This window comes from Mycolicibacterium sarraceniae, assembly GCF_010731875.1.
In the GTDB taxonomy this organism is placed as follows: domain Bacteria; phylum Actinomycetota; class Actinomycetes; order Mycobacteriales; family Mycobacteriaceae; genus Mycobacterium; species Mycobacterium sarraceniae.
Map to the genome: position 1 here is coordinate 902888 of NZ_AP022595.1, position 24077 is coordinate 926964.

General features: G+C 67.4%; 23 protein-coding genes and 1 pseudogene. 7 read left to right on the forward strand and 17 right to left on the reverse strand.

Going from position 1 to position 24077, the window contains the following annotated elements:
- Positions 1-8: 8 nt before the first annotated feature.
- The 8 genes and pseudogenes from purF to G6N13_RS04780 form a co-directional block, all read right to left on the reverse strand.
- Positions 9-1538 carry an amidophosphoribosyltransferase gene (gene purF / locus G6N13_RS04740; RefSeq protein WP_407663872.1) on the reverse strand — a complete coding sequence of 510 codons (1530 nt, stop codon included), beginning with the start codon at positions 1536-1538 and terminating at the stop codon, positions 9-11.
- 93 nt (positions 1539-1631) lie between these two features.
- Positions 1632-2024: a sterol carrier family protein gene (locus G6N13_RS04745; RefSeq protein WP_163695011.1), complete on the reverse strand. Its 393-nt coding sequence runs from the start codon at positions 2022-2024 to the stop codon at positions 1632-1634.
- Between the two features lie 218 nt (positions 2025-2242).
- Complete coding sequence (locus G6N13_RS04755; RefSeq protein ID WP_235677934.1) at positions 2243-2767, reverse strand: Rv0804 family intramembrane glutamic endopeptidase; 525 nt, start codon at positions 2765-2767, stop codon at positions 2243-2245.
- A 26-nt stretch (positions 2768-2793) separates the two neighbouring features.
- Positions 2794-3051 (reverse strand): annotated as a pseudogene (locus G6N13_RS04760) (alpha/beta-hydrolase family protein); the annotation flags it as partial.
- 81 nt (positions 3052-3132) lie between these two features.
- A complete protein-coding gene (gene purL, locus G6N13_RS04765; RefSeq protein ID WP_163695013.1) occupies positions 3133-5442 on the reverse strand; it encodes a phosphoribosylformylglycinamidine synthase subunit PurL in 2310 nt (769 codons plus the stop codon).
- A gap of 10 nt (positions 5443-5452) precedes the next feature.
- Positions 5453-6682 carry a cation:proton antiporter gene (locus tag G6N13_RS04770; protein WP_163695014.1) on the reverse strand — a complete coding sequence of 410 codons (1230 nt, stop codon included), beginning with the start codon at positions 6680-6682 and terminating at the stop codon, positions 5453-5455.
- 16 nt (positions 6683-6698) lie between these two features.
- Positions 6699-7004 (reverse strand): cytochrome P450, encoded by a 306-nt coding sequence (locus G6N13_RS24875; protein ID WP_235677935.1) that lies wholly within the window; start codon positions 7002-7004, stop codon positions 6699-6701.
- A gap of 341 nt (positions 7005-7345) precedes the next feature.
- Complete coding sequence (locus G6N13_RS04780) at positions 7346-8617, reverse strand: M18 family aminopeptidase (protein WP_163695015.1); 1272 nt, start codon at positions 8615-8617, stop codon at positions 7346-7348.
- A 42-nt stretch (positions 8618-8659) separates the two neighbouring features.
- On the opposite strand from G6N13_RS04780, the gene G6N13_RS04785 reads away from it, so the two are divergent.
- Positions 8660-9682, forward strand: a complete 1023-nt coding sequence (locus G6N13_RS04785) for a Dyp-type peroxidase (RefSeq protein ID WP_163695016.1) — start codon at positions 8660-8662, stop codon at positions 9680-9682.
- Complete coding sequence (locus G6N13_RS04790; RefSeq protein WP_163695017.1) at positions 9682-10479, forward strand: family 1 encapsulin nanocompartment shell protein; 798 nt, start codon at positions 9682-9684, stop codon at positions 10477-10479. The genes G6N13_RS04785 and G6N13_RS04790 overlap by 1 nt, the downstream gene beginning before the upstream one ends.
- Positions 10480-10493: 14 nt before the next feature.
- On the opposite strand, the gene purQ is transcribed toward G6N13_RS04790, so the two are convergent.
- Genes purQ through G6N13_RS04805 form a run of 3 tightly spaced genes read right to left on the reverse strand, consistent with a single transcriptional unit; the run spans position 10494 to position 12116 of the window.
- Complete coding sequence (purQ, locus tag G6N13_RS04795; protein WP_163695018.1) at positions 10494-11174, reverse strand: phosphoribosylformylglycinamidine synthase subunit PurQ; 681 nt, start codon at positions 11172-11174, stop codon at positions 10494-10496.
- A complete protein-coding gene (gene purS / locus G6N13_RS04800) occupies positions 11171-11410 on the reverse strand; it encodes a phosphoribosylformylglycinamidine synthase subunit PurS (RefSeq protein ID WP_163695019.1) in 240 nt (79 codons plus the stop codon). The genes purQ and purS overlap by 4 nt, the downstream gene beginning before the upstream one ends.
- Positions 11411-11462: 52 nt before the next feature.
- Positions 11463-12116, reverse strand: coding sequence for an ATPase (locus tag G6N13_RS04805; RefSeq protein ID WP_163695020.1), 654 nt, complete (start codon positions 12114-12116; stop codon positions 11463-11465).
- A 36-nt stretch (positions 12117-12152) separates the two neighbouring features.
- Here G6N13_RS04805 and G6N13_RS04810 point away from each other — a divergent pair, with 36 nt between their 5' ends.
- Complete coding sequence (locus tag G6N13_RS04810) at positions 12153-12791, forward strand: MBL fold metallo-hydrolase (RefSeq protein ID WP_163695021.1); 639 nt, start codon at positions 12153-12155, stop codon at positions 12789-12791.
- Positions 12792-12954: 163 nt separating this feature from the next.
- Positions 12955-13755, forward strand: coding sequence for an SDR family oxidoreductase (locus G6N13_RS04815; RefSeq protein WP_163695022.1), 801 nt, complete (start codon positions 12955-12957; stop codon positions 13753-13755).
- A 14-nt stretch (positions 13756-13769) separates the two neighbouring features.
- Here the strand turns inward: G6N13_RS04815 and G6N13_RS04820 are convergent, their stop codons facing one another.
- The 4 genes from G6N13_RS04820 to G6N13_RS04835 form a co-directional block, all read right to left on the reverse strand.
- Positions 13770-14474, reverse strand: a complete 705-nt coding sequence (locus G6N13_RS04820; protein ID WP_163695023.1) for a DUF2334 domain-containing protein — start codon at positions 14472-14474, stop codon at positions 13770-13772.
- 69 nt (positions 14475-14543) lie between these two features.
- The gene (locus G6N13_RS04825; protein ID WP_163695024.1) at positions 14544-15032 is read right to left on the reverse strand and encodes a glutathione peroxidase; all 489 of its coding nucleotides are present in this window, start codon (positions 15030-15032) and stop codon (positions 14544-14546) included.
- 10 nt (positions 15033-15042) lie between these two features.
- Positions 15043-17130 (reverse strand): S9 family peptidase, encoded by a 2088-nt coding sequence (locus G6N13_RS04830; protein ID WP_235677936.1) that lies wholly within the window; start codon positions 17128-17130, stop codon positions 15043-15045.
- Positions 17127-18020: a phosphoribosylaminoimidazolesuccinocarboxamide synthase gene (locus G6N13_RS04835; protein WP_163695025.1), complete on the reverse strand. Its 894-nt coding sequence runs from the start codon at positions 18018-18020 to the stop codon at positions 17127-17129. The genes G6N13_RS04830 and G6N13_RS04835 overlap by 4 nt, the downstream gene beginning before the upstream one ends.
- Positions 18021-18071: 51 nt before the next feature.
- Between G6N13_RS04835 and G6N13_RS04840 the strand changes: the two genes are divergently transcribed.
- Both G6N13_RS04840 and G6N13_RS04845 read left to right on the forward strand, forming a co-directional pair.
- The gene (locus G6N13_RS04840; RefSeq protein ID WP_163695026.1) at positions 18072-18710 is read left to right on the forward strand and encodes a hypothetical protein; all 639 of its coding nucleotides are present in this window, start codon (positions 18072-18074) and stop codon (positions 18708-18710) included.
- A 349-nt stretch (positions 18711-19059) separates the two neighbouring features.
- Positions 19060-19881, forward strand: coding sequence for a mycofactocin-coupled SDR family oxidoreductase (locus G6N13_RS04845; RefSeq protein ID WP_163701713.1), 822 nt, complete (start codon positions 19060-19062; stop codon positions 19879-19881).
- A gap of 6 nt (positions 19882-19887) precedes the next feature.
- On the opposite strand, the gene purB is transcribed toward G6N13_RS04845, so the two are convergent.
- Positions 19888-21306: an adenylosuccinate lyase gene (gene purB, locus G6N13_RS04850; RefSeq protein WP_163695027.1), complete on the reverse strand. Its 1419-nt coding sequence runs from the start codon at positions 21304-21306 to the stop codon at positions 19888-19890.
- Positions 21307-21346: 40 nt separating this feature from the next.
- On the opposite strand from purB, the gene relZ reads away from it, so the two are divergent.
- Positions 21347-23065 (forward strand): bifunctional ribonuclease/(p)ppGpp synthase, encoded by a 1719-nt coding sequence (gene relZ, locus G6N13_RS04855; protein ID WP_163695028.1) that lies wholly within the window; start codon positions 21347-21349, stop codon positions 23063-23065.
- Here the strand turns inward: relZ and G6N13_RS04860 are convergent.
- Positions 23062-24060, reverse strand: coding sequence for an SDR family NAD(P)-dependent oxidoreductase (locus G6N13_RS04860; RefSeq protein WP_163695029.1), 999 nt, complete (start codon positions 24058-24060; stop codon positions 23062-23064). The two genes, relZ and G6N13_RS04860, sit on opposite strands and share 4 nt — an antisense overlap.
- Positions 24061-24077 lie beyond the last annotated feature (17 nt).

Genomic DNA, 24077 nt, shown 5'->3' on the forward strand with positions numbered 1-24077 from the left:
GGTGAACGTCAGGGTCGACTGAGCGCCGAGACGTTGGCGTTGTCGGCTTGCACCGGCTGAATCGGTAGGCCGGTACGCGCGGCGGTGGCCAGCATGTGCTCGACGACGTTCTTACCGAGCGAAGCCTCGCCCGGCAGCTCGATCGGGTACTTGCCGTCGAAGCAGGCGCAGCACAGCCGGGTTGGCGGCTGTTCGGTCGCCGCGATCATGCCCTGCTGCGAGATATAGCTCAGCGAGTCCGCGCCGATCGCGTGGCGCACCGCCTCGAGCATCTCGTCCTCGTTGTCCACCGCGTTGGCGATGAGTTCGGCGGGGGTGGCGAAGTCAATTCCGTAGAAGCAGGGCCACTTCACCGGCGGTGAGGCAATGCGCACGTGCACCTCGAGGGCACCGGCCTCCCGCAGCATCCGGATCAGGGCTCGCTGGGTGTTGCCGCGCACGATCGAGTCGTCGACGACGATGAGGCGCTTACCGCGGATCACCTCTTTGAGCGGGTTGAGCTTGAGTCGAATACCCAGCTGCCGAATCGTTTGCGACGGCTGGATGAACGTGCGCCCGACGTAGGCGTTCTTCATCAGGCCCTGGCCGAACGGGATGCCGGATTCCTGCGCGTACCCGACGGCGGCGGGAGTGCCGGATTCCGGTACCCCGATCACCAGGTCAGCCTCGACGGGCTTCTCCCGGGCCAGCCGGCGTCCAATGTCGACGCGGGTCGCGTGCACCGAGCGGCCAACGAGCGTGCTGTCGGGCCGGGCCAGATAGACGTACTCGAAGATGCAGCCCTTGGGGGTCGGGTTGGCGAAGCGGGTGGAGCGGACGCCGTCGGCGTCGATGGCCAGCAGCTCACCGGGTTCGATATCGCGGACGAAGGATGCGCCGACGATGTCGAGCGCGGCCGTTTCCGACGCCACCACCCAGCCGCGGTCCAGCCGGCCCAGCGACAGCGGGCGCACCCCGTACGGGTCGCGGGCGGCGTACAGCGTGGTTTCGTCCATGAAGGTCAGGCAGAAGGCGCCGCGCACCGTGGGCAGCAGCGCCAGAGCGGCCTGCTCGATGCTGGAGTCCGCCGCGCCGTGGGCCAACAGGGCGCCGAGGATGTCGGAGTCGGTGCTCGCCGCACCCGGCATGTTCGGGTTGATCAGCCCCGCCTCGCGGGCGCGCGCCGCCAATTCGGTGGTGTTGACCAGATTTCCGTTGTGACCCAGCGCCACTCCGGTGCCCGCCGCGGTGTTGCGGAAAACCGGCTGGGCGTTCTCCCAGGTGGTCGAGCCGGTCGTCGAGTAGCGGCAGTGCCCGATAGCGACATGGCCTTCCATCGCGGCCAGCGTCTGCTCGTCGAACACCTGGCTGACCAGGCCCAGATCCTTGAAGACCAGGACCTGCGATCCGTCGCCGACGGCGATACCGGCCGCCTCCTGGCCCCTGTGTTGCAAGGCATAGAGACCGTAGTAAGTGAGTTTCGCAACATCTTCGCCCGGAGCCCAGACTCCGAAGACGCCGCATTCTTCCGCAGGTGGGTTTTCGACTTCTTCGGTCACGATATGGGCTGCTCCCTGGCGGGGTTCGGTGACGTCAGCCAGTTTACGGGCATCAGAGGGAAACGCGGAACTGAACCCCGAGTGTCGGGCCGCCTACTCGGCGATTGTCACTAGGGGAAGCCATGCTGAGATCTCACCGGCCCGCGATCCTGAGAGCCGCAGGATCCCGCGGCCGGCCGCGTCGTCCATCTCGAGGAGGCCCGTCACCACCAGAAGCCACGTCCGCGGATCGGTCTCGACCACGTTGGGTGGCGTACCTCGGGTGTGCCGGGGACCGGAGATGCATTGCACCGCAACAAAAGGTGGGATGCGAACCTCCACACTCGCGCCGGGCGCCAGCGCGGCCAGGGTGCGCGCGGTCAGCCGGACCGCCACCGCGATCGCAGTGCGGTCGGGGGCGGCGGCGCTCTCATCACGCAGCCAGGACGCCACGGCGGTCACAGCGGCCACAGTGGCCGCAGGGTCAGCGCTACTGCGGGCGGGCATAGGTCGAGTATGGCAATCCACCGCCATGAGCCTTGACGTCAACCGAACTTGAGATCCTAGCGCGGGCCGATGTGCTTCACACCGCACGAAATCGACTACCTGAACTCGGCGGATCTCGGCAGGCTGGCGACCAGCCAGCCGGACGGCACCCTGCCGAACAGGCCGAAGCGGCCGACGGCGACGGGATCATCCGGATCACCCGAAACGCATCATCAGTTTCAGGATCGACGCCGCTGCAGGGCCAGCGCCGCCAATGCGGCGGACTCGTTGAACGCCATATGCGCCAGCACCGGAGCAATCACACTCCCCGACCGCTTGGCCAGCCAACCGAATACCCAGCCCGCCACCCCCGTCACCAACACGGTGCCGAGCACCGGATCGCCGACCCTCCTAGCGTCGGGGATGTGCCAGAGCCCGAAGGCGGCGGCCTGCACCAGCGGGCCGACGGTCGGCCCGACCGCTCGCACGGCGACGGCCTGAAGCGCGCCCCGAAACAGCATCTCTTCCGTCCAGGCCGTGGCGATCGGAATCTCCAACGCCAGCCAACGGACCGGATCCGCGGGGATGCGGCGGGCCGTCATCCCGGCACGAACCCGCGGTACGGCGGTCAATGCCGCGACGGTCGAGGCCACCACCCCGACGGCCACCGCGCCGGTCCGCAGTCCCGCCCACAGCTGCGGCGGCCGCAGGCCCAACGGAGCACCGACAGCGGCCGCCACCGCGGTACTGACGATTGCACGCACGCCCGGCGCCCCGGAATCCTTGGTAATCATTGGAATTCCGGACCGCCAGCCGCACTGAGCTTTTCCAGCGCGCGGCGGATCCGTTCGGTGTCCGCAGGCGTCCAGCCGTCCGGTGCGGCGACGGCGACCCAGCCGTCGAGCTGGCTGTCCCCATAGTTGTGGCCATGTCCGATAGGCGAGGCCTGCGCGCTGGTGACATCGCCGGCCATCTCGGCCGACTTCTCCTGGTCGGCAAGAAACGAAATCCAGCTCGGCAGATACGAGTACTGCATGGCCACCAGGATCAGCACGCTGGCGCCGATCGATGCAACGCCGCGGTTCGGGCGGGGACTGCGCCTCACCGGTGACGTCGTCGGCCGCGCTGGTCATCCGAAAAGCCCGGGCAGCACTTTCTCCGAGGTGGTCCGCAACTCTTCCAGCGTCACCGTGAATAAGCCTTGCACCTCAACGGAATCCGATCCTGGGTCGGACACCCCGATCCGGGTGGCCGGCAGCCCGCGGGCGTCGCACATGGCCGCGAAGCGGCTCTCCTCGGTGCGTGGCACGGCCACGAGCACGCGCCCCGCCGATTCGGAGAACAGGAACGTGAACGGGCCTCCGTCTTCCGCAAACCCTTCGGGAAGCACGATGCGGCAACCGGTTTCACCCGCCAGGGCCGCCTCTACCACCGCTTGGATAAGGCCGCCTTCGCTCAGGTCGTGCGCCGCGGAGGCCAGTCCGTCCCGCGAGGCCGCGGCCAGTACTTCGGCCAGCAGCTTCTCCCGAGTCAGGTCCACCCTCGGCGGCACACCGCCGAGGTGGTCACCGGTGACCTGAGCCCAGACCGAGCCGTCGAACTCGTCGCGGGTCTCACCGAGCAGGAACAGCGTCTCCCCCGGCTCGTTGCCCAGCCCGGTGGGGATGCGCCGGCTGACATCGTCGATCACACCGAGCACGCCCACCACCGGCGTCGGGAGAATGGCCGTCGCGCCGGTCTGGTTGTAGAAGCTGACGTTGCCGCCGGTGACCGGAATACCCAGGGCCACACAGCCATCCGCGAGGCCGCGGACGGCCTGCGAGAACTGCCACATCACGCCGGGATCCTCGGGCGAGCCGAAGTTCAGGCAGTTGGTCACCGCGATCGGGGTGGCGCCGGTGACCGCGACATTGCGATAGGCCTCGGCCAGCGCCAGCTGTGCGCCGGTGTACGGGTCGAGCTGGGTGTAGCGCCCCGAGGCGTCGGTGGACAACGCGATACCGCGACCGGTGGTTTCGTCAATGCGCAGCACGCCGCCGTCCGCGTGCTCGGCGAGCACGGTGTTGCCACGCACGTAGCGGTCGTACTGCTCGGTGATGAAGGCGCGGCTGCATAGATGTGGACTGCCAACCAGCGCTAGCAGAGTCGCGCGCAGCTCGTCGCCGGTCACCGGGCGCGGCAATGCGGCTGAGGTGTCGGCGATCAGCGCGTCCTGCCAGTCCGGGCGGGCCACCGGCCGCTCATAGACCGGTCCTTCGTGCGCGACGGTACGGGGCGGCACATCGACGACGGTCTCGCCGTGCCAGGTGATCTGGAGCCGGTCACCATCGGTGACCTCACCGATCACCGTCGCCAGCACCTCCCACTTGCGGCAAACGGCCAGGAACGCGTCGACGTTCTCCGGGGCCACCACCGCGCACATGCGCTCCTGCGATTCGCTGGACAGGATCTCCGCCGGGGTCATGTTGGCCGCGCGCTGGGGCACCCTGTCCAGTTCGATGGCCATCCCGCCGTCACCGGCGGACGCTAACTCCGAAGTGGCACAGGACAATCCGGCGCCACCGAGGTCCTGGATGCCGATCACCAGCCCGGCGGCGTACAGCTCGAGACAGCACTCGATGAGCACCTTCTCCATGAACGGGTCGCCGACCTGAACACTGGGCAGCTTCTTGCGGCCGGGACCGGAGCCCTCATCCCCGCCGAAGGTGTCCGATGCCAGCACCGACACCCCGCCGATCCCGTCGAGCCCGGTGCGTGCGCCGAACAGGATGATCTTGTTCCCAGTTCCGGAGGCGAACGCCAGATGCAGGTCCTCCTTGCGCAGCACCCCGACGCACAGTGCGTTGACCAGAGGGTTGCCGGCGTAGGACGGATCGAAGATCGTCTCGCCGCCGATATTGGGCAGACCCAGGGAGTTGCCGTAGCCGCCGATGCCGCGGACCACGCCGTCGAGCACGCGGCGGGTGTCGGGGGCGTCGGCCGCACCGAAGCGCAGCTGGTCCATGACCGCCACCGGGCGCGCGCCCATCGCCATGATGTCGCGGACGATGCCGCCCACCCCGGTGGCCGCGCCCTGATACGGCTCGACATAGGACGGGTGGTTGTGCGACTCAACCTTGAACGTCACCGCCCAGCCGTCACCGATGTCGACCACGCCCGCGTTCTCGCCAATCCCGGCCAGCATCGACTTGCGCATCTCGTCGGTGGTGGTCTCGCCGAAGTACCGCAGGTGCACCTTGGAGGATTTGTAGGAGCAGTGTTCGCTCCACATCACCGAGTACATCGCGAGTTCGGCGTCGGTGGGCCTGCGGCCGAGGATGTCCCGGATCCGCTGATATTCGTCGTCTTTGAGGCCGAGTTCGCGGTACGGCTGCGGGTGCTCGGGGGTGGTCGTCGCATGGTCGACGCTGTCGACAGCTCCAGTGAGCCCAGATGTCACGCAGAACAGTCTAGTGGCGCGGCGCCGCGCTGCCCCGCCGTCGCACAGTGGAACGCGCAAAGACGTGGGCGACGTAGGACGCGCTGAGGCCGTGCACCAGCACGCTGCTCAGCACCACCAGCACCATGATCAACAACGCCGTCTTCTCGACGTCGCCCTCGAGCACGTTGAATGCCAGCAGACCGAACACGATCGAGGTGGTCCCCCGTGGCCCCAGCCAGCCGACGAGCAACCGCTCCCGCCAGTCCAGCCGCGATCCGAGCAGCCCGAGCAGCACCGGAATCAGCCGGACGACGCAAACGGCCAGCACGGTATAGCCGACCATGCCCCACGTGATGCCGCCCGACATCAGCGCGATGACGCCGATGCCGGCCACCACGAACCACATGAAGGCGGTCAGCAACACAGCGACGTCGTCGATGAGTTCCAGCTCCCGCCGGTTGCCCTGCGCCCGGCGCACATAGTTGAGTGCCATCCCGCAGAGGAACGCGGATACGAACCCGTTGCCGCCGAGACCGACGCTCAGCGAGTAGGAGAGCAGCGGGGCGGCGACGAAGATGATCCGTTTGGATTGGTCAGTCATCAGGTTGCGCCGTTCGGCGGTGTTGGCCAGCTTGCCGAGTACCCATCCGACGAGGGGGCCAACGACGAGGGCGATGCCGACCTCGGGGACCGCCGTGGCGAACGCGTCCATCGGCGGTTCGGCGTCTTCGGGCCCCGAGGCCAGCGCCAGCGCGAAGACAAGTACCGGAGCGATGATGCCGTCCTTGAATCCCGCCTCGACGTTGAGCAGGTCGCGCACTCGCTCGGGAATCCGTGCGTCGCGCAGTATTCGGGATGCGGGCGCGAAGTCGGTCGGCACCACGATGCAGGCGAGAACCAGGGCCACCGGCCAGGTGACACCCGGCAACAGCCAGTACCCCAGCACGAACGCCAGTCCGATGCTCAGCGGAAGCGCGATGCTCAGCAGCCGCAGCGCCGAGCGGGGATCCCGGCCCAACAGACCGCCGCGCACATCGGTGGCGTCGACGAAGACCAGCACAGCCAGGATCAGCTCAGCGAGATGCTGGGCGACCTGGGTATTCAGGGTGTCGGCGACGGCGTTATAGGTGCCGTATTCGATGCCCGCCCCGACCACGACCAGCAGGATCGGCGCAGTGATCCGGCCCCGTTGCATCGGGCGGGCGAGCAAAGACCAGATCGCCAGGACCACCGAGAGCGCGATAAGGGACTGCACCACGGGTATGCATCATCCCTCACCGAAGTGTTATGCGCGCGTCCGGGCCGTGGCGCGCAACAGCGCACCTTTGCCCGGCGCTCTCGACGGCCTGATCGCGCAGTCCCGCAGCAGAGTCCGCGGCGCCACCCGCATCTCCCTGGACACGAACGCGGCACCGATGCAGCGCCGGATGCCGCTCCACGGCCCAGGCCAGCGTGGTGGCAGTCGTCTCGTGGCCGGCGGTGCACCAGCGGATCAGCTCGTCGGCGATCCGGTCGTATTCGCGGCGGTACTGATCGAACCGGCCCCACGGGCTCAGGTGCCCCCAATCCCATTGCGGCACAGAGATGAGTGCCAGTTTCGACCCGAGTTGGGTGGCCGGGGGGGAGTATTTCCCGCAGGCGGCCGGACTCCTCGCCGTCCGCCCCGAACACCGTCCGCAGGATGACGTTCGGGGTAATCCGCAGCATCGCGGGTAGAGCCGCGAAAGTGCGCTCCTGGGGCCAGGATTCGAATTCCGCGATGGCCTCACGTTCGACGATTGCCTCATAGGCGGCCAACGCGGACTGAACGGCCCGAGGGATCGGCGGACCTGGCGGCAACGTGGTTGTCGGCACCGGGCGGATGATAGGCGGCGGCGTTTGGCGACCGTCCGCAAAGCGTCCGGCTGGTGAACGGGGCGGCTTAGGCGGGTGACAGAAATGCCTGCAGCGCAGCCGCATACGCGACGATGTCGTCGGCGCCCATCAGTTCACGAGCCGAATGCATGGCCAGCTGGGCCGCGCCGACGTCCACGGTGGGGATACCGGTGCGTGCCGATGTCATCGGGCCGATCGTCGAGCCGCACGGCAGGTCGGCGCGGTGTTCGTAGCGCTGCAGTGGCACTCCGGCCTGCCGGCAGGCCAGCTCGAATGCGGCGGCCGTGCGGCCGTCGGTGGCGTAGCGCAGGTTCGGCTGCACCTTGAGTACCGGCCCGCCGTTGACGGCGATCAGGTGTCCGGGTTCGTGGCGGTCGGGATAATTGGGGTGCGTCGCGTGGGCCATATCGCCGGACGCCACCATCGACGCGGTCAGCAGGCGCAGGAAATCCTCCCGGTCTCCCCCCGCGGAAAGGACGATACGTTCCAGCGTGGTCAGCAGCAGATCCGACTGGGCACCATGATCCGACGTCGAGCCGACCTCCTCGTGATCGAACAACGCCAGCACCGGCAGGTATGCCCGTGGTTCGGCGGCCAGGAACGCCTCCAGCCCGGCGTAGCAGGTGCCCTGGTTGTCCAGCCTGGGGGCGCTGACGAACTGGCCGTCGCCACCGGTGAGCGCTGCAGGGGTCAGATCGTGGGTCATCAGGTCGGCGGACAGCAGATCGGCCGCGGGCACCCCGGCCCATTCGGCGGCGTAGCCGAGGAATGACCGGGGCTCGGCACCGAGCCCCCATACCGCATTGACGTGACGCTGGGGGTCGAGCTTGACGGCCGCCCGGTCCTCGGCGAGGTGGATCGCCAGCTGCGGTACCCGCAGGATCGGCTCGTCGATCCGTACCAACCGGTGCGATACGCCACCGACGGCGTCGGAGTCACGCACCGACAACCGGCCGCTGATCCCGAGATCGCGGTCCAGCCAGGAGTTCAGCCACGCCCCGCCATAGGGCTCCAGCGCCACGACCCGCCAGCCGGCCACCACCCGGTCCGGATGCTGCTTGACCCGCAGGTTGGGGCTGTCGGTGTGGCCGCCGACGATGCGAAAGGGGCTGCCAGGGTCGGCGCTCCGCCACGCGACCAGCGAGCCGGCCCGCACCGTGTAGTACCGACCGGCCCCGTCCGGCCACCGAGCGGTTTCGGCCAGCTCGGTGTAGCCGGCGGCGCGCAGCCGCCCGGCGACGGTGTGACAGACGTGGAACGGCGACGGCGACGCGTCGATGAACTCACACAACCCGCGAGCGCTGGCACCTGTGGACATGTTCACCATCATCGCCGACATCGGATTGGTTAGGGTTTAGCGGTGCCTCCTCCACAGCCGCAACCGGTGCTGGCGCCCCTGACACCGGCTGCCATTTTTTTGGTGGCGACCATCAATGACGGCGGTGAGGCGGTGGTGCATGACGCCTTGGCTGACCTCTCGGGTCTGACGCGGGCGATCGGATTTCGTGATCCGTCCAAGCACCTGTCGATGGTCACCTCGATCGGGTCCGACGCCTGGGATCGGTTGTTCGCGGGGCCACGCCCCAAGGACCTGCACCCCTTCGTCGAGTTGACCGGTGCCCGTCACCACGCCCCCTCGACGCCGGGTGATCTGTTGTTCCACATCCGTGCCGAGGTGCTCGACGTCTGTTTCGAGCTGGGCAGCAGGGTGGCCAAAGCCATGGCCGGCGCGATCACCATCGTCGACGAGGTGCACGGCTTCAAGTTCTTCGACAACCGCGATCTGCTGGGCTTCGTCGACGGCACCGAGAATCCGGACGGCCCGGTAGCGGTCAGCGCCACCGAGATCGGCGACGAGGATCCGGATTTCACCGGCGGCTGCTATGTGCACATCCAGAAGTACGTCCACGACATGGCGTCGTGGGAGTCACTGTCGGTGACCGAGCAGGAGCGCGTGATCGGCCGCAGCAAACTCGAGGACATCGAGATGGCTGATGATGTGAAACCGTCCAACTCCCATATCGCGCTGAACGTCATCGAGGACGCCGACGGCAACGAGCGCAAGATCGTCCGGGCCAATATGCCGTTCGGCGAGATCGGCGCCGGCGAGTCCGGGACTTATTACATCGGTTATTCGCGTTCCCCCGATGTGACCGAGAAGATGCTGGAGAACATGTTCATCGGCGACCCGCCGGGCAACACGGACCGCATCCTCGATTTCTCCACGGCGCTCACCGGCGCACTGTTCTTCACCCCGGTCGCCGATTTCCTCGACGATCCCCCGCCCTTGCCGGACTTCGGCGAGATCGCGGCAGCTCCCCCGGCATCCGCCACCACCTCCGACGGTTCACTGGCGATTGGCAGCCTGAAAGGACAGCCCTGATGAACAACCTTTACCGCGAGCTTGCCCCGATCACCGAATCAGCTTGGCATGAAATCGAATTGGAGGCCACCCGGACCTTCAAGCGACACATCGCCGGCCGCCGCGTTGTCGATGTGAGCGAGCCGGGCGGGCCGGTGACGGCGGCGATCAGCACCGGCCATCTGCGCGACGTGCCCGCCCCGGCGGACGGCGTGGTGGCTCATCTTCGGGAGGCCAAGCCGCTGGTGCGGCTGCGGGTGCCGTTCACGGTGTCGCGCATCGCGATCGACGATGTGGAGCGCGGTGCGCAGGACTCCGACTGGGATCCGGTGAAGGACGCCGCCAAGAAGCTGGCGTTCATCGAGGATCGCGCGATTTTCGAAGGTTACTCAGCGGCGTCGATCGATGGCATCCGCAGCTGCAGCTCCAACCCGGCGCTGGCGCTGCCTGAGGACGCCCGCGAGTACCCCGACGTCTTCGCGCAGGCGCTCTCCGAGCTGCGGCTGGCCGGTGTGGACGGTCCGTATTCGGTGCTGCTGTCGGCGGACGCCTACACGAAGGTCAGTGAGACCACCGAGCACGGCTATCCGATCCGCGAGCACCTCAACCGACTCGTGGATGGCGAGATCATCTGGGCGCCCGCGATCGACGGCGCGTTCCTGCTGAGCACTCGTGGCGGCGATTTCGATCTTCAGCTGGGCACCGATGTCGCGATCGGTTACCTGAACCATGATGCCGACACCGTGCAGCTGTACCTGCAGGAGACGCTGACGTTCCTCTGCTACACCGCCGAGGCGTCGGTCGCACTGACCACCTAGTACTGCAGCCGCACTTATGGGGAGGCGGCCAGTACCGCGTCGAGCGCGGAGAGGAACAGGCCGAGCCCGTCGTCCGACGGGCCGGTCAGCGCTTCGGTGGCGTGTTCGGGGTGCGGCATCAGCCCGACGACGCGGCCGTTGGCCGAGCTGACTCCGGCGATATCGCGCATCGAGCCGTTGGGGTTGTCGGCGTAGCGAAAGACCACCCGGCCTTCGCCCTCGAGTTCGTCGAGCACGGCTTCGCTGGCCACATAGCGGCCCTCACCGGACTTCAGCGGCACCAACAGCTCGGCGCCCGACTCGTAGCGCGAGGTCCACGCGCTGGTGATGGAGTCCACCGTCAGCCAGACGTCGCGGCAGATGAAGTGCAGACCGGCGTTGCGGGTCAGCGCACCCGGCAGCAGCCCGGCCTCGCACAACACCTGGAATCCGTTGCAGATGCCCAGCACCGGCAGACCGGCGTTGGCCGCGGTGATGACCTCACCCATGACGGGTGCGAACTTCGCGATCGCACCGCAGCGCAGGTAATCGCCGTAGGAGAAACCACCCGGCACGACGACGGCGTCGACGCCTTTGAGGTCGGCGTCACCATGCCAGAGGCTGACCTCCTCGGCGCCGGCCAGCCGAACCGCGCGGGCGGCGTCGACGTCATCGAGCGTGCCGGGGAAGGTGATGACCCCGATCCGTGCGCTCACGCCTGCTCCCGGGTGACGGACCAGTCCTCGATCACCGTGTTCGCCAGCAGCGACTCGGCGATCTCGGCGAGTTCGGAATCACTGATCGAATCGTCGACTTCGAGTTCAAATCGTTTGCCCTGCCGGACATCCGAGACGCCGGCGTGTCCCAGCCGGCCCAGGGTGCCGACGATGGCCTGACCCTGGGGGTCGAGAATCTCGGCTTTGGGCATCACGTTGACCACCACACGGGCCACGGGCTCTCCTGCTGACGTCGGGGAATGTTGCGGTGGTAACTCTACCGGCGGCTCACCGGCATGACCCGATGTAGGCGGTGCACAAGGGCGCGCCGAGCGCATCGAGCAGGGTCTCGTCGCTGGCCATCGGCCATGCGGTCAGTGGTGGTGCGGTCGACCACAGCGCCAACTCGGTCACGGAGCTGTTGGCTGCGTTGGTCATCAGATACTGGCGCAGGATCACCGGTCCGCTGATCACCGCGGCCATCCGGTCCTGCTGGTCGACAGTCAGCGAGGGCGAGGCCGTTGGATTGGTGCGTTGGCAGGACCGCAGCGCGGCCACAGCACGGTGAAAGACGTCGTCGGCGAGCTCACCCCCGCGCCAGGTCTCTCCGCGCCAGTGCATCACCGTCGCCTGCAGCTGCCACTGGCCGTCCGGGTTGATCACCGTGGCCCGTTCGGCGACGGCGTAGGCACGCGGATCCTCGGCGACCGGCGGGGTGCCGCACAGTTCTTCGAAACGGAACCGCGGCGCGGTGGCAGTCACCGCGACGCCGGCCAGGCGCGGCCAGGTGTAGCGGGCATTGAGCGGTATCGCCCACGGCGCAATCCACGCGGCGTCCGGGATGCGGTCGCAGTTGGGCGGGCAGGTGTCGGGGTCGGCGGCAGCGGGCGGTGCGATGGCAAGCCCGCAGGCCACCAGCACCACCGCGATAGCCAACCGCACGTTTCGCCGCCTCCCCACGCGCGCACAATCGTAGACATGGAACTGACGCATTTCGGGCATTCGTGCCTTCTCGCCGAGTTCGACGGAGCCACGCTGTTGTTCGATCCGGGAAGTTTCTCCCACGGTTTCGAGGGTGTCACCGGCCTGTCGGCCATCCTGATCACCCACCAACACGCCGACCATGCTGACCGGGAACGGCTGCCCGCACTGGTCGAGGCCAACCCGAACGCGGTGCTCTACGCCGATCCGGCTACCGCAGCCGAGCTCGGTGAACCGTGGCGCGCCGTGCACGTCGGCGACTCGGTGAGCGTCGCCGGCCTGACGATCCGCGGGGTCGGCGGGCGGCACGCCGTCATCCATCCGGAGATCCCGGTGATCGACAACATCTCGTATCTGGTCGGCGATGACGACCATCCCGCCCGGCTCATGCATCCCGGCGATGCGTTGTTCGTGCCCGACGAGCCGGTGGACGTGCTGGCCGCTCCGGCGGCCGCACCATGGATGCGGATCTCCGAGGCGGTCGACTACCTGCGGGCGGTGGCACCGGCGCATGCGGTCCCGATTCATCAGGGCATAGTGGCTCCGGAGGCGCGTGGCATCTATTACGGTCGGCTCACCGAGATGACCGACACCGACTTCCGGGTGTTGCCGGAGGAAAACTCGTTCCGGTTCTGAGCTCGCAAGGCAGACAGGCGAATTGATCAGCTGATGTTCGAAAACTGGCGGGTGCGCCGACACGGGCAACCCTGTCCGGCGACCGTCGAGCGCGCGCAGCAGGAGGCCCAACGCCGACACCTACTCGACCAACCGCCGGAATAGACACCCCAAGGAGAAACCAGTGAGCGCAACCGATCTCGAGAACCTGTTCGGCCTGGCCGGCAAGACCGCGCTGGTCACCGGTGGGAGCAGTGGCATCGGCGTGATGATCGCGCGCGGGCTGCTGCAGGCCGGTGCCAGCGTGATCATCAGCTCCCGCAAGGCCGACAAGTGCGAGCAGGCCGTTGCGGAGCTGTCGGCGTTCGGGACAGTACGGGCCATTCCGGCGGATCTGTCCAGGCAGGAGGAGTGCAGACGGCTGGCGGCCGAGGTGCTTGCCGGCACCGATGAGATGCACATCCTGGTCAACAACGCCGGCGCGACGTGGGGCGAACCGCTGGAGTCGTTTCCGGCCTCGGCGTGGGACAAGGTGCTCGACCTGAACGTGAAATCGCCGTTCTGGGTGGTCCAGGAATTGGTGGGAGCGTTGCGCAAGGCCGGCACCCAGGACGACCCCGCACGGGTGATCAATATCGGCAGCATCGACGGGATCCACGTCCCGGTCATGAACACCTACTCCTACTCGGCCAGCAAGGCCGCCCTGCACCAGATCACCCGGGTCCTGGCTAAAGAGCTTGGGCCGCAACACATCACGGTGAACGCCGTGGCACCGGGGCCGTTCCAGTCGAAGATGATGGCCGCCACGCTGGACGCCTTCGGTGATGCGATCGCCGCCTCGTCGCCGCTGCGGCGGATCGGCCGCGACGACGATATGGCCGGCATCGCGGTCTTCTTGGCCAGTCGCGCCGGGGCCTACGTGAACGGGGCGATCATCCCGGTCGACGGCGGGATGGCGACGACGGCGAGTGGCTCAGGGCGATAGTCAGGGGCCATTAGTCAGGCTGCGGAGGTGGCGGGTACCGCTGATCCCCAGCGGTACACCGTCGGCACGCAGCCGTGCATGAGGGCCAGATCGATCGCGTCGAGCATGGCCTGACGAGGCCCGACCTTGCCCAATTGTTTTGCAGTGACGGCCAATCGGACGATTCCACCACGGCGTGCGGTGCGTTCCGCGGAGAGCACCAGCGTGCGACACCACCATGGTTCGGTGACGAAACCTTCGCCGATGCCGACCACCCGTGCGCGCACAGTCTCGCCGGTCACCAGATCGGTGATCCCGTGCAGATCGACCAGCAGGCGGAAGCCGTTGCGCGGCAGCGCGAGCGCGGTGCCCGACGAGACTGTCCAACCCGGAGCAGCGAACAGCCGGGTGCGCAGGCCGACGTGTTCGAGCACTCGGTCGGCTCCCATCAGCCGCAGGTTCGCTTCGTGCGCAGGCAGCGCGGCGAACTCGCCGCGCCGCTGCTTAGTGGCCGCGGCGTCGAAGCCGTGCAGCACTACCGCATCCCCTTCGGCGCGCCGGCGGGTCAGCCAGTCGATGGTGCGCGGGTCGGATTCCAGCCGGTAGCCATTCTTTTGCCGCGGTGCGACCAGCAGCGACAGCGCAACGTTGCGGGCGTCGAGTGCCCTGCAGAACTCGGTGACGTCGCCGCACGTGCGGTCACTGATGCCGGACACCGACACGATGAGTTGTCCAGCCACAGTTGCAGTGTGGCAATTTCAGATGTCCGTACGGTGTCTGACATCAAGATGTCAGGCGTCCATCCGGGTTCAGCCCGGCAGGACCGCCTCGATCGCCGCCACCACTTCGGGGGCATCCGGTGTGGTTTGCGGGCGGAACCGGTTGACCACCGAGCCACCCGGTGCGATCACGAACTTCTCGAAGTTCCACTGGATGTCACCGGCTTTGCCCTCGCCGTCTGCGAATGCGGTGAGCTCGGCGTAGAGCGGGTGCCGGCCCGGCCCGTTGACATCGGTCTTGGCCAGCAGCGGGAACGTCACCCCGTAGGTGGTCGAGCAGAAGGTCTGGATCTCCTCCGCCGATCCCGGCTCCTGCCCCATGAACTGGTTACACGGCACGCCGATCACGGTCAGCCCGCGGTCGGCATAGTCGCGGGCAAGTTTCTCCATCGCCTCGTACTGCGGGGTGAGGCCGCATTTGGAGGCAACGTTGACCAAAAGGACCGCGCGGTCGGCGTAGTCGGCCAGCGAGGTGGGTGCGCCGGCGAGCGTGGTGAGCGGGATATCGGTCAGACTCATGCGGCTGACCCTAGCAAGCACCCGCGGTGGACAGCAGCCACGAGTACTGGAAAGCGGTTTCCTTCCAGCGCTCGTAGCGGCCGCTGATCCCACCGTGGCCGGCGGCCATCTGAGTCTTCAGCAGTACCGGATGCGCGTCGGTCTTGGTGTGTCGAAGTGCGGCAACCCACTTCGCGGGCTCGACGTAGAGAACCCGGGTGTCGTTGAGCGACGTCATCGCCAGGATCGCCGGATACTGCTTGGCTTCGACGTTCTCGTACGGCGAATACGACTTCATGTAGAAGTAGACATCCTTGTTCTCCAAGGGGTTTCCCCACTCGTCCCACTCCGTCACCGTCAGCGGCAACGACGGATCCAGGATCGTGGTCAGCGGATCCACGAAGGGCACCTGCGCGAGGATTCCGGCGAACAGGTGCGGCGCCAGGTTCGCGACGGCCCCCATCAGCAGGCCGCCGGCACTCCCGCCCAGAGCCACCAGATTCTCTGGTCGGGTCAATCCGGAGTCGACGAGATGCTGTGCTGCCGCGATGAAGTCAGTGAAGGTGTTCCGCTTCTCCAGCAGCTTGCCATGTTCGTACCACAGCCGCCCCATCTCACCACCACCGCGGACGTGGGCGATCGCGAAGACCATTCCCCGGTCAAGCAGGGACAGCCTCGCCACCGAGAAGCGGGGGTCCTCCGACGACTCGTAGGCGCCGTAGCCGTACAACAATGCGGGAGCCGGGAATTCGATACCCGCTTTGTAGATGACGGAGATCGGCACGCGGGTGCCGTCCTCGGCGACGGCCCAATCCCGGCGCTCGACGTAGTCCTCTCGGCGGTAGCCGCCCAGCACCGGCTGCTCGCGCAGCAGCGTGCGCTCGCCGGTGGCCAGGTCGAGATCGTAGATGCGCAGCGGGGTGACGAACGAGGTGGTGCCCACCCGTAGCTTGGGTGTTGACCAGTTTGGGTTGCCGGCCATCCCCGACGACGACAGCTCCGAGTCGAAGGCGATCTCCTCGGGCGCGCCATAGCCATCGGCAGTGATGGGCCACAATTGGATTCGCGGCAGTGCTTCCCTACGGTAGCTGACCACCAGGTGGTCGGCGAATATATCGACACCGTCGAGGCGCACATCGTCGCGCGCGGGAATCAAGGTGCGCTGGTCTCCTGGATCGGCGACCGGCGCCTCGACAAGAGTGAAGTTGACCGCACCGTCGTTATGCAGGATGAGGAACTTGTCCGCACCGCCGACGACGGCGTGATCCACCGAGTACTCGATACCGTCGCGGCGCGGAAGCACGCTGGTGAATCCGGTGTTCGGGTCATCGGCATCGCCGAACCAGACCTGCGAGGTGATCGCGGAGCCGGCGGCGATGATCACGTACTTGTTACTGCGGGTGCGGCCAATCCCGATCCAGAACCGTTCGTCGGACTCATGGAACACCTGCTCGTCGGGCTGATCTGAGCCGAGCCGATGGCGCCAGACGGTGTCCGGGCGCCACGCCTCGTCGACCGTCGTGTAGTACACCGTGGCGTTGTCGGCGGCCCACGTCACCCCGGACGATATTCCGATGATCTCATCTCCGATGCGCTCACCGGTGCGTAAGTCTTTGAACCGCAGGGTGTACCGTTCGTCGCCGACGACATCGACGGAGTACGCCAGCAGATTGCCGTCCAGGCTCACGCTGCTCGCGCCGAGTGAGAAGAAGTCGTGGCCGTCGGCCTCGATGTTCTCGTCGAGGAGCACCTGTTCACCGGGGACGTTGGTGTTCTCATCGAATACCGGCGGGTCCCAGTCGTCGGCGCCGGCGATCGGGGCGCGGCAATGGGCGCTGTATTGCTTGCCTTGGAAACTGCGCCCGTAATACCACCAGTCACCGCGCCGAGTCGGAATCGACATATCGGTTTCCTTGGTGCGGGCTTTGATCTCGTCGAAGATCTTCTGCCGCAACGGCTCCAGGTGTGCGGTGGTCTCGTCGGCGTAGGTGTTCTCGGCTTCCAGGTAGCCGATGACCTCCGGGTCGGACTTTTCACGCAACCACTCGTAGGGATCGACGAAGACATCGTCATGGAAGACACGTTCGGTGTCGACCCGCTTGGCGATGGGAGCAGTCACGGGTTGGGTCCGATCCAGTCGGCGAACGACAAACCTGAAATGCGTTCGTAGGCTTCGATATAACGGGCACGGGTCGCTTCGACGATATCGTCGGGCAACGGCGGTGGCGGGGCCGAACCGTGACGGTCCCAGCCTGATTCGGGCCCGGTGAGCCAATTGCGAACGAACTGCTTGTCGTAGCTGGGCTGCACCACCCCCTGCCGATAGCTGTCGGCGGGCCAGTACCGGGACGAGTCCGGGGTGAAGACTTCGTCGGCCAGCACCACCCGGTCGTCGGCATCGACACCGAACTCGAACTTGGTATCGGCGATGATGACGCCCTTCGCCCACGCGTGGTCGGCGGCCTGGATGTAGATCTGCAGGGTGCGTTCGCGGAGTTGGTTGGCGCGCACGGCGCCGACGAGTTCGATGGCCTTGTCGAATGTGATGTTCTCGTCGTGTTCGCCCAGCTCGGCCTTGCTCGCCGGGGTGAACAGCGGCTCGTCGAACTTGCTGGCTTCGACCAGCCCCGGGGGCAGCGCGATACCGCACACGGTGCCGTCGCGCTGGTAGTCCAGCAGGCCCGAACCGGTGAGGTAGCCACGGGCCACGCACTCGATCGGCACCATCTCCAGCCGGCGCACCACCAGGGCGCGGCCCAGCACCTCGTCGGGGATGCGGGGGTCGTCGGGCGGGCCGGCCAGGTGGTTGGGGGCGTCGATGTAGTCGAAGAAGAACACGCTCATCGCGGTGAGGATGCGACCCTTGTCGGGGATCAGACTGTCCAGGATGTAGTCGTAGGCCGAGATCCGGTCGCTGGCGACGAACAGCAGGTGCTCGTTGTCGATGCGGTAGATCTCGCGGACTTTGCCGCTGGCCAGATGTTGATAGTCGCTCAGAGCAGGGCGCATCGCGTCAGCCTATCGGCCGCTCACGGGGCGTGACTGTGCTGGGATCAAGCGATGAGATCGCGGTTCCTGCCCTATGCGACCACCCCCGGCCGGCTCATCGCGCAGGTGTTCAGCGACCTGCTGGTCGCGTCGTGGATTACGGTCTGGGTGCTTGTCGGGCTCGCGGTGCATTCCGCGGTCGCGACGATCGCCGAGGTGGGCCGCCAGGTCAAGGATGGCGCGACCGGCATCTCCGACAATCTGCACTCCGCCGGCGACAGCGCGCACAAGATCCCGCTGGTCGGGGACACGGTCTCCAAACCATTGCGCGCGGCCAGCGAGTACGCGCTGGATCTGGCCGGCGCCGGCGACAACCTCGACACCACGGCCTCCTGGCTGGCTGTGCTGCTGGGTGTCGCGGTGGCCGCCCCACCGATTCTGGCCATCGGGATGCCGTGGCTGTTCCTGCGCATCCGGTTCTTCCGGCGCAAGTGGACGGTCATCATGCTGGCCCGCACGCCGGCCGGTGAACAGCTGTTGGCGCTGCGCGCACTGGCCAACCGTCCCTTGCGCAGGCTCACCGAGGTGAGCTTCGACCCGGTCGGCGCGTGGCGGCGCGAAGACCCGTACGCGATCCGCGGGCTGGCCGCTCTCGAACTGCGCTCGGCGGGCGTCGGGCTCCCCCGGGCCTGGCGGCCTTCGGCGCGCTGACGAGCGCTGAGCGCAGGAACGCCGCGCGGGCGTATCTTCCTGCCGTCGAAGGCCCGCGGGTGGGAACCCATCTCACCGACCATCCCGCGACGGCGATGAGCTGGGATGTGCACCCCGAGTAGGTCGAGCTGTCGGATGCGTAGAAGCCAGCGTGGTTGCTGCGCTGGCTGTTTCGCCGCAATTGGTTCCGGGCTTCGGGGGTGTCACGCAGATCCCCGTCGACACCGGCGACGACGACATTTCGGCATTGAGCCGCGCCGGCTTCGGCCGCATCGACGTCGCCGACCCCGACGCGGCAATGCCCGCCGTTTCTATCGGCTCGCTGATCGGATCGGTTAGAGTCCGCGTCGTGGCAGAGCTCGTCGACACCGTCGCAGTAATCACCGGCGCGGCCCGCGGGCAGGGCCGCAGCCACGCCGTGGCGCTGGCCGCCGAGGGTGCCGACATTATCGCGATCGACCGCTGCGCCGATATCGACTCGATCCCCTATCCGCTGGCCACCAAAGACGACCTCGATGAGACCGTCCGGCTGATCGAGGCCCACGGCCGTCGCGTCGTACCGGTGATCGCCGACGTCCGCGACCTCGACGCCCTGCAGCCCGGCGTACAGGCCGGTGTCGACGCGCTCGGCGAGATCGACATCGTCGTCGCCAACGCCGGAGTGGTCGCGATCGGCCTCAAAGATCCGCTCGATCAACAGCTGTACCGCGATATCGTCGACACGAACCTCGCCGGCGTGTGGCACACGATCGCGGCCACGGTGCCGTCGATCATCCGCAAGGGGCGTGGTGGTTCCATCATCTTGACCAGCTCCGCGCAGGGTCTGGTCGGCAAGGGTGGCGACGGCAGTGCGGCGATGTTCGCCTACGCCGCGGCCAAGCACGGGGTGGTCGGACTGATGCGATCAGCGGCCAATGCCTATGCCCAGCACAACATTCGGGTCAATACCGTGCACCCCAGCGGGGTCGGCACACCGATGATACTCAATGACCACACCCTGCGGACGTTTCAGGAGAACGCCAACGGGGCCGCACTGTCGGGCAACCTCCTGCCGGTCCCGTGGGTCGAATCCGAGGATGTCACCAACGTCGTGGTGTTCCTGGCCGGCCCGAAGGCGCGCTACATCACCGGCGTGGCACTCCCGGTCGACGCCGGTCACGCCGTGATGTGAGCGAACTCAGAGAATCGCGCCCGGCGTGTATTTGGCAGCGTCGGGGTAGGCGCTGACCAGTTCCTGCACCGCGGCGACCACCTGATCGACCTGACTTGCCGCCGCCCCGCTGAAGGCCTGCTTATCGGCCAGCGCGGCATCCAACGCGACCCGGTCCAGCGGCAGCCGCTCGTCGGCAGCCAGCCGGTCCAGAAGATCTGGCTCCAAACCCTTTTCGCGCATCGCCAGCGCAACGGCCACCGCGTGTTCCTTGATCACCTCGTGCGCGGTCTCCCGACCAACACCGGCCCGCACCGCGGCGATCAGCACCTTGGTGGTGGCCAGGAACGGCAGGTAGCGATCCAACTCACGCTGGATCACCGCGGGGTAGGCCCCGAACTCGTCGAGCACCGTCAGGAACGTCTCGATCTGCCCGTCGACGGCGAAGAACGCGTCCGGCAGCGCCACCCGGCGCACCACCGAGCAGAAGACGTCGCCCTCATTCCATTGCGCGCCAGCCAATTCCGCGGCCATCGACCCGTAGCCGCGCAACACCACCTGCAGCCCGTTGACCCGCTCGCAGCTGCGGGTGTTCATCTTGTGCGGCATCGCCGAGGAACCCACCTGCCCCGGCGCGAACCCTTCGGTCACCAGTTCGTGGCCGGCCATCAACCGCACGGTATGGGCGAACGACGACGGGCCGGCGCCCAGCTGAACCAGCGCGGAGACCACGTCATGGTCCAGCGAGCGCGGGTACACCTGCCCGACACTGGTGAAAACGGCGGTGAAACCCAGGAATTCGGCGACCCGGCGCTCCAGCTCGGCCAGCCGGTCGGCGTCGCCGCCGAACAGGTCGAGCATGTCCTGGGCGGTGCCCATCGGCCCCTTGATGCCACGCAGCGGGTAGCGCTCGATCAGTTCGGCCACCCGCGTCAACGCGGTCAGCGTTTCCTCGGCGGCCGACGCGAACCGCTTGCCCAACGTGGTGGCCTGGGCCGCGACGTTGTGGCTGCGCCCGGCCATCACCACGTCGCGGTAGAGGACCGCGCTCTCGGCCAGCCGGGCCACCACGGCCACACCGTGGGCGTGCACCAATTGCAGCGACCGGCGGATCTGCAGCTGTTCGACGTTCTCGGTGAGGTCGCGGCTGGTCATACCCTTGTGCACGTGTTCGTGGCCGGCCAGCGCGTTGAATTCCTCGATGCGGGCCTTGACGTCGTGGCGGGTGACGCGCTCCCGCGCGGCGATCGAGGCCAGGTCGACGTTCTCCGACACCCGCTCGTAGTCCTCGAGCACACCGTCAGGGACGTTGACACCGAGTTCTTTCTGGGCGCGCAATACCGCGAGCCACAACTTGCGTTCGGCGACGATCTTGGCTTCGGGCGACCAGATCGCGACCATCTCCGCGCTGGCATACCGGCCGGCCAGGACATTAGGGATTGTCACAACGCATCAGCTTACGGCTCGGGTACGGCAAGGTAGACGGATGCACTTTGTCGGCCTGGACCTGGCCTGGGGTGAGCGCAAACCAACCGGAGTCGCGGTGCTCGACGCCGACGGCCGACTCGTTCACATCGCCACCGCGCAAGATGATTCGAGCGTCCTCGAGCACGTACGGCCCTACGTCGACGGGCCCTGCCTGGTCGCCATCGACGCTCCCCTCATCGTGACGAATCCGACGGGCCAACGCGGTTGCGAAACCGAATTGAACCGAGACTTCGCCAAGTTCCAGGCCGGCGCGCATCCATCGAACACGGGCAAGCCCGAATTCTCCGGCACCCCGCGCGGCGCCCGGATCGCCGAAGCGCTCGGTCTGGATATGAACCCGCATTCGCGGGCCTCCCGGCGGGCTATCGAGGTCTACCCGCATCCGGCCACGGTCGCGCTGTTCAGGCTCGGCCGCACACTGAAGTACAAGAACAAACCGGGCCGCGACTTCACCCAACTGCGTACCGAACTGCTGCGGCTGATCGACGAGATCGAACGACTCGCCCAGTCCTCGGTGCCCCTTCGGGTCAGCGATCACCCGGAATGGGGTGAAATGCGCCGGGCTGTCGAGGGCGCGCAACGTAAGAGCGAACTGCGCCGCGCCGAGGATCCGATCGACGCGGTGGTGTGCGCCTACGTCGGGCTGTATGCGACGCGGCGGCCCTCATCGGTGACGACCTACGGCGACTTCGAGACCGGCTACATCGTGACGCCGACGCTGCCGGGGGACCTGACCCCGACGCCGCCCGAGCCGACGCCCGGTGTGGTCAGCGACGCCGTCGCCCGCTACGCCGAGCAGCGGCCAGCCCTGAAGGCCACCACCGAGCACTACCTCGCCCTGGTGAAGCGCCTGCTCGACGACGCGGGCATCAACTACCTCAGCGTCACGGCCCGCACCAAGAGCGTCGCATCGTTCGCGGCCAAGGCGGACCGCAGCAGCAACGGCCAGCGTCTCTACACCGACCCCTCGACCCAGATCACCGACCAGATCGGCGTCCGGGTCATCACTTACCTGCGCGAGGACGTCACCGCGGTCGGCACCGTGCTGTCGCAGGAATTCGAGGTCCTGGCCGACCTCGACATGGGCCAGGTGACCGCGCGCGAAGGCCGGTGGGGGTACGCGAGCCGGCACCTGCTGGTCGCGCTCGACGGTGCGACACAGCCGGCGTCAGTGCAGGTGCGCACCGTCCTGCAGCACGCGTGGGCGGAGTTCGAACACGACATCCGCTACAAGGGCACCGTCCCGGCGCAGGACGCACCCGAGCTCGACCGCCGGTTCACGCTGGCGGCCGGCCTGCTCGAATTGGCCGACCGGGAGTTCACCGAAATCCGGGACCGCTTGCGAGCGTCGATGGCCGACGACCGCAACCCGCCCGTCACCGACGCCGGTATCGCGACGCCTGTGCTGGCCACCTACCTGGGGCACCGCTTTCCCGAGGCCGGCTGGTCCCGCACGGAGCACTACGCGTGGATGTCCGACCTGCTCGGCGAACTGGGCATCCTGACCCTGGACGCGCTCGAGGAGCTGCTGACCAACCTCGACACCGACGCCGTCAACGAGAAAATGGATTACCGCTTCCCGGCGGGTGCGGTGCGTCGCTTGGACGATGCCTTGCTGGCGGCGTTCACCGAGCGCTACGTCGGGCTGTCGGGCAACGCGCACCGGGCTGCCTTGCTGCAGAACCGGCTCCGCCGGTTGCAGCCCGATCCCGATTAGGCGCGCAGGCCCGGCCAGGCTTGCGAGGTCCCCGTCAGCCGGCTGACCTGTTCGAGGAACCGGCGCACCTTGACCGGGTTCTCGTGACGCTGCCAGCCGAACGTCGTCGGCCGCTGGCTGCGGTCATGCCAGAAGTGCCCCGGCTTGGATTCCGGCCGGGTAGCCACCAGCCACACCGCGGTGTCGGCGCCGTCGGCCACATCGCGCAGCAGCGGCCGGGTGACAGCGCGAAAGCGCGGCAAGTACTCCGCGACCCCGGGGGTGTCGACCCAGCCGGGATGCATGCTCTCCACCCGGATGTCGGTTCCGGCCAGCCTGCGCGCCCACGAATCCGCCAGCACCACTTGCATCTTCTTGGTGCGGGCGTAGGCCCGCACTCCGCTGTAGCCGCGCCGAAACTCCAGATCGTCGACCACCAGCGGCGCGCCGTACATGCCGCCGGAGGACACGAACACCACCGAGGCCCCGCCCGCCGCCCGCAGCAGCGGCAGCAGCCGCTCGGTGATCAGATGCGGCCCGAGGACATGGGTGGCCAGCTGCACCTCGTGGCCCTCACGCGTGAGAATGCGGTCCTTGGGCATCAGTCCGGCGTTGTGCACCAATCCGTTCAAGGCCGGCACCCGATTGGCGAAGTCGGCCGTCCATTCGCGCACAACGTCGAGGTCGGAGACGTCGCAGACTTCGGCCACCACGTGGGCGTCGGCGACCGAGTCCCGAATCATCGCCGACGCGCGATCCACCTTGTCGGTGTTGCGGCCCAGCAGGTGCACGGTTGCGCCGAGTCCGGCAAAGGACTGCGCCATGGCCAGGCCGATGCCCGCGGTCGCGCCGGTGATCAGCACCCGCTTGCCCACCAGCGCTCTCGGCCCGGCGTCGGCGGCCCACCAGCGCCGGCGCAATCCCGACCCGATCTTGGTGTAGCCGACAATCAACGCCCGGTCCATGACGCCGTCCAGAAGTTCCACGGCCGGCCGGGCGAGCCCGGAGAAATCCATGCCTAAGAACGTAATCG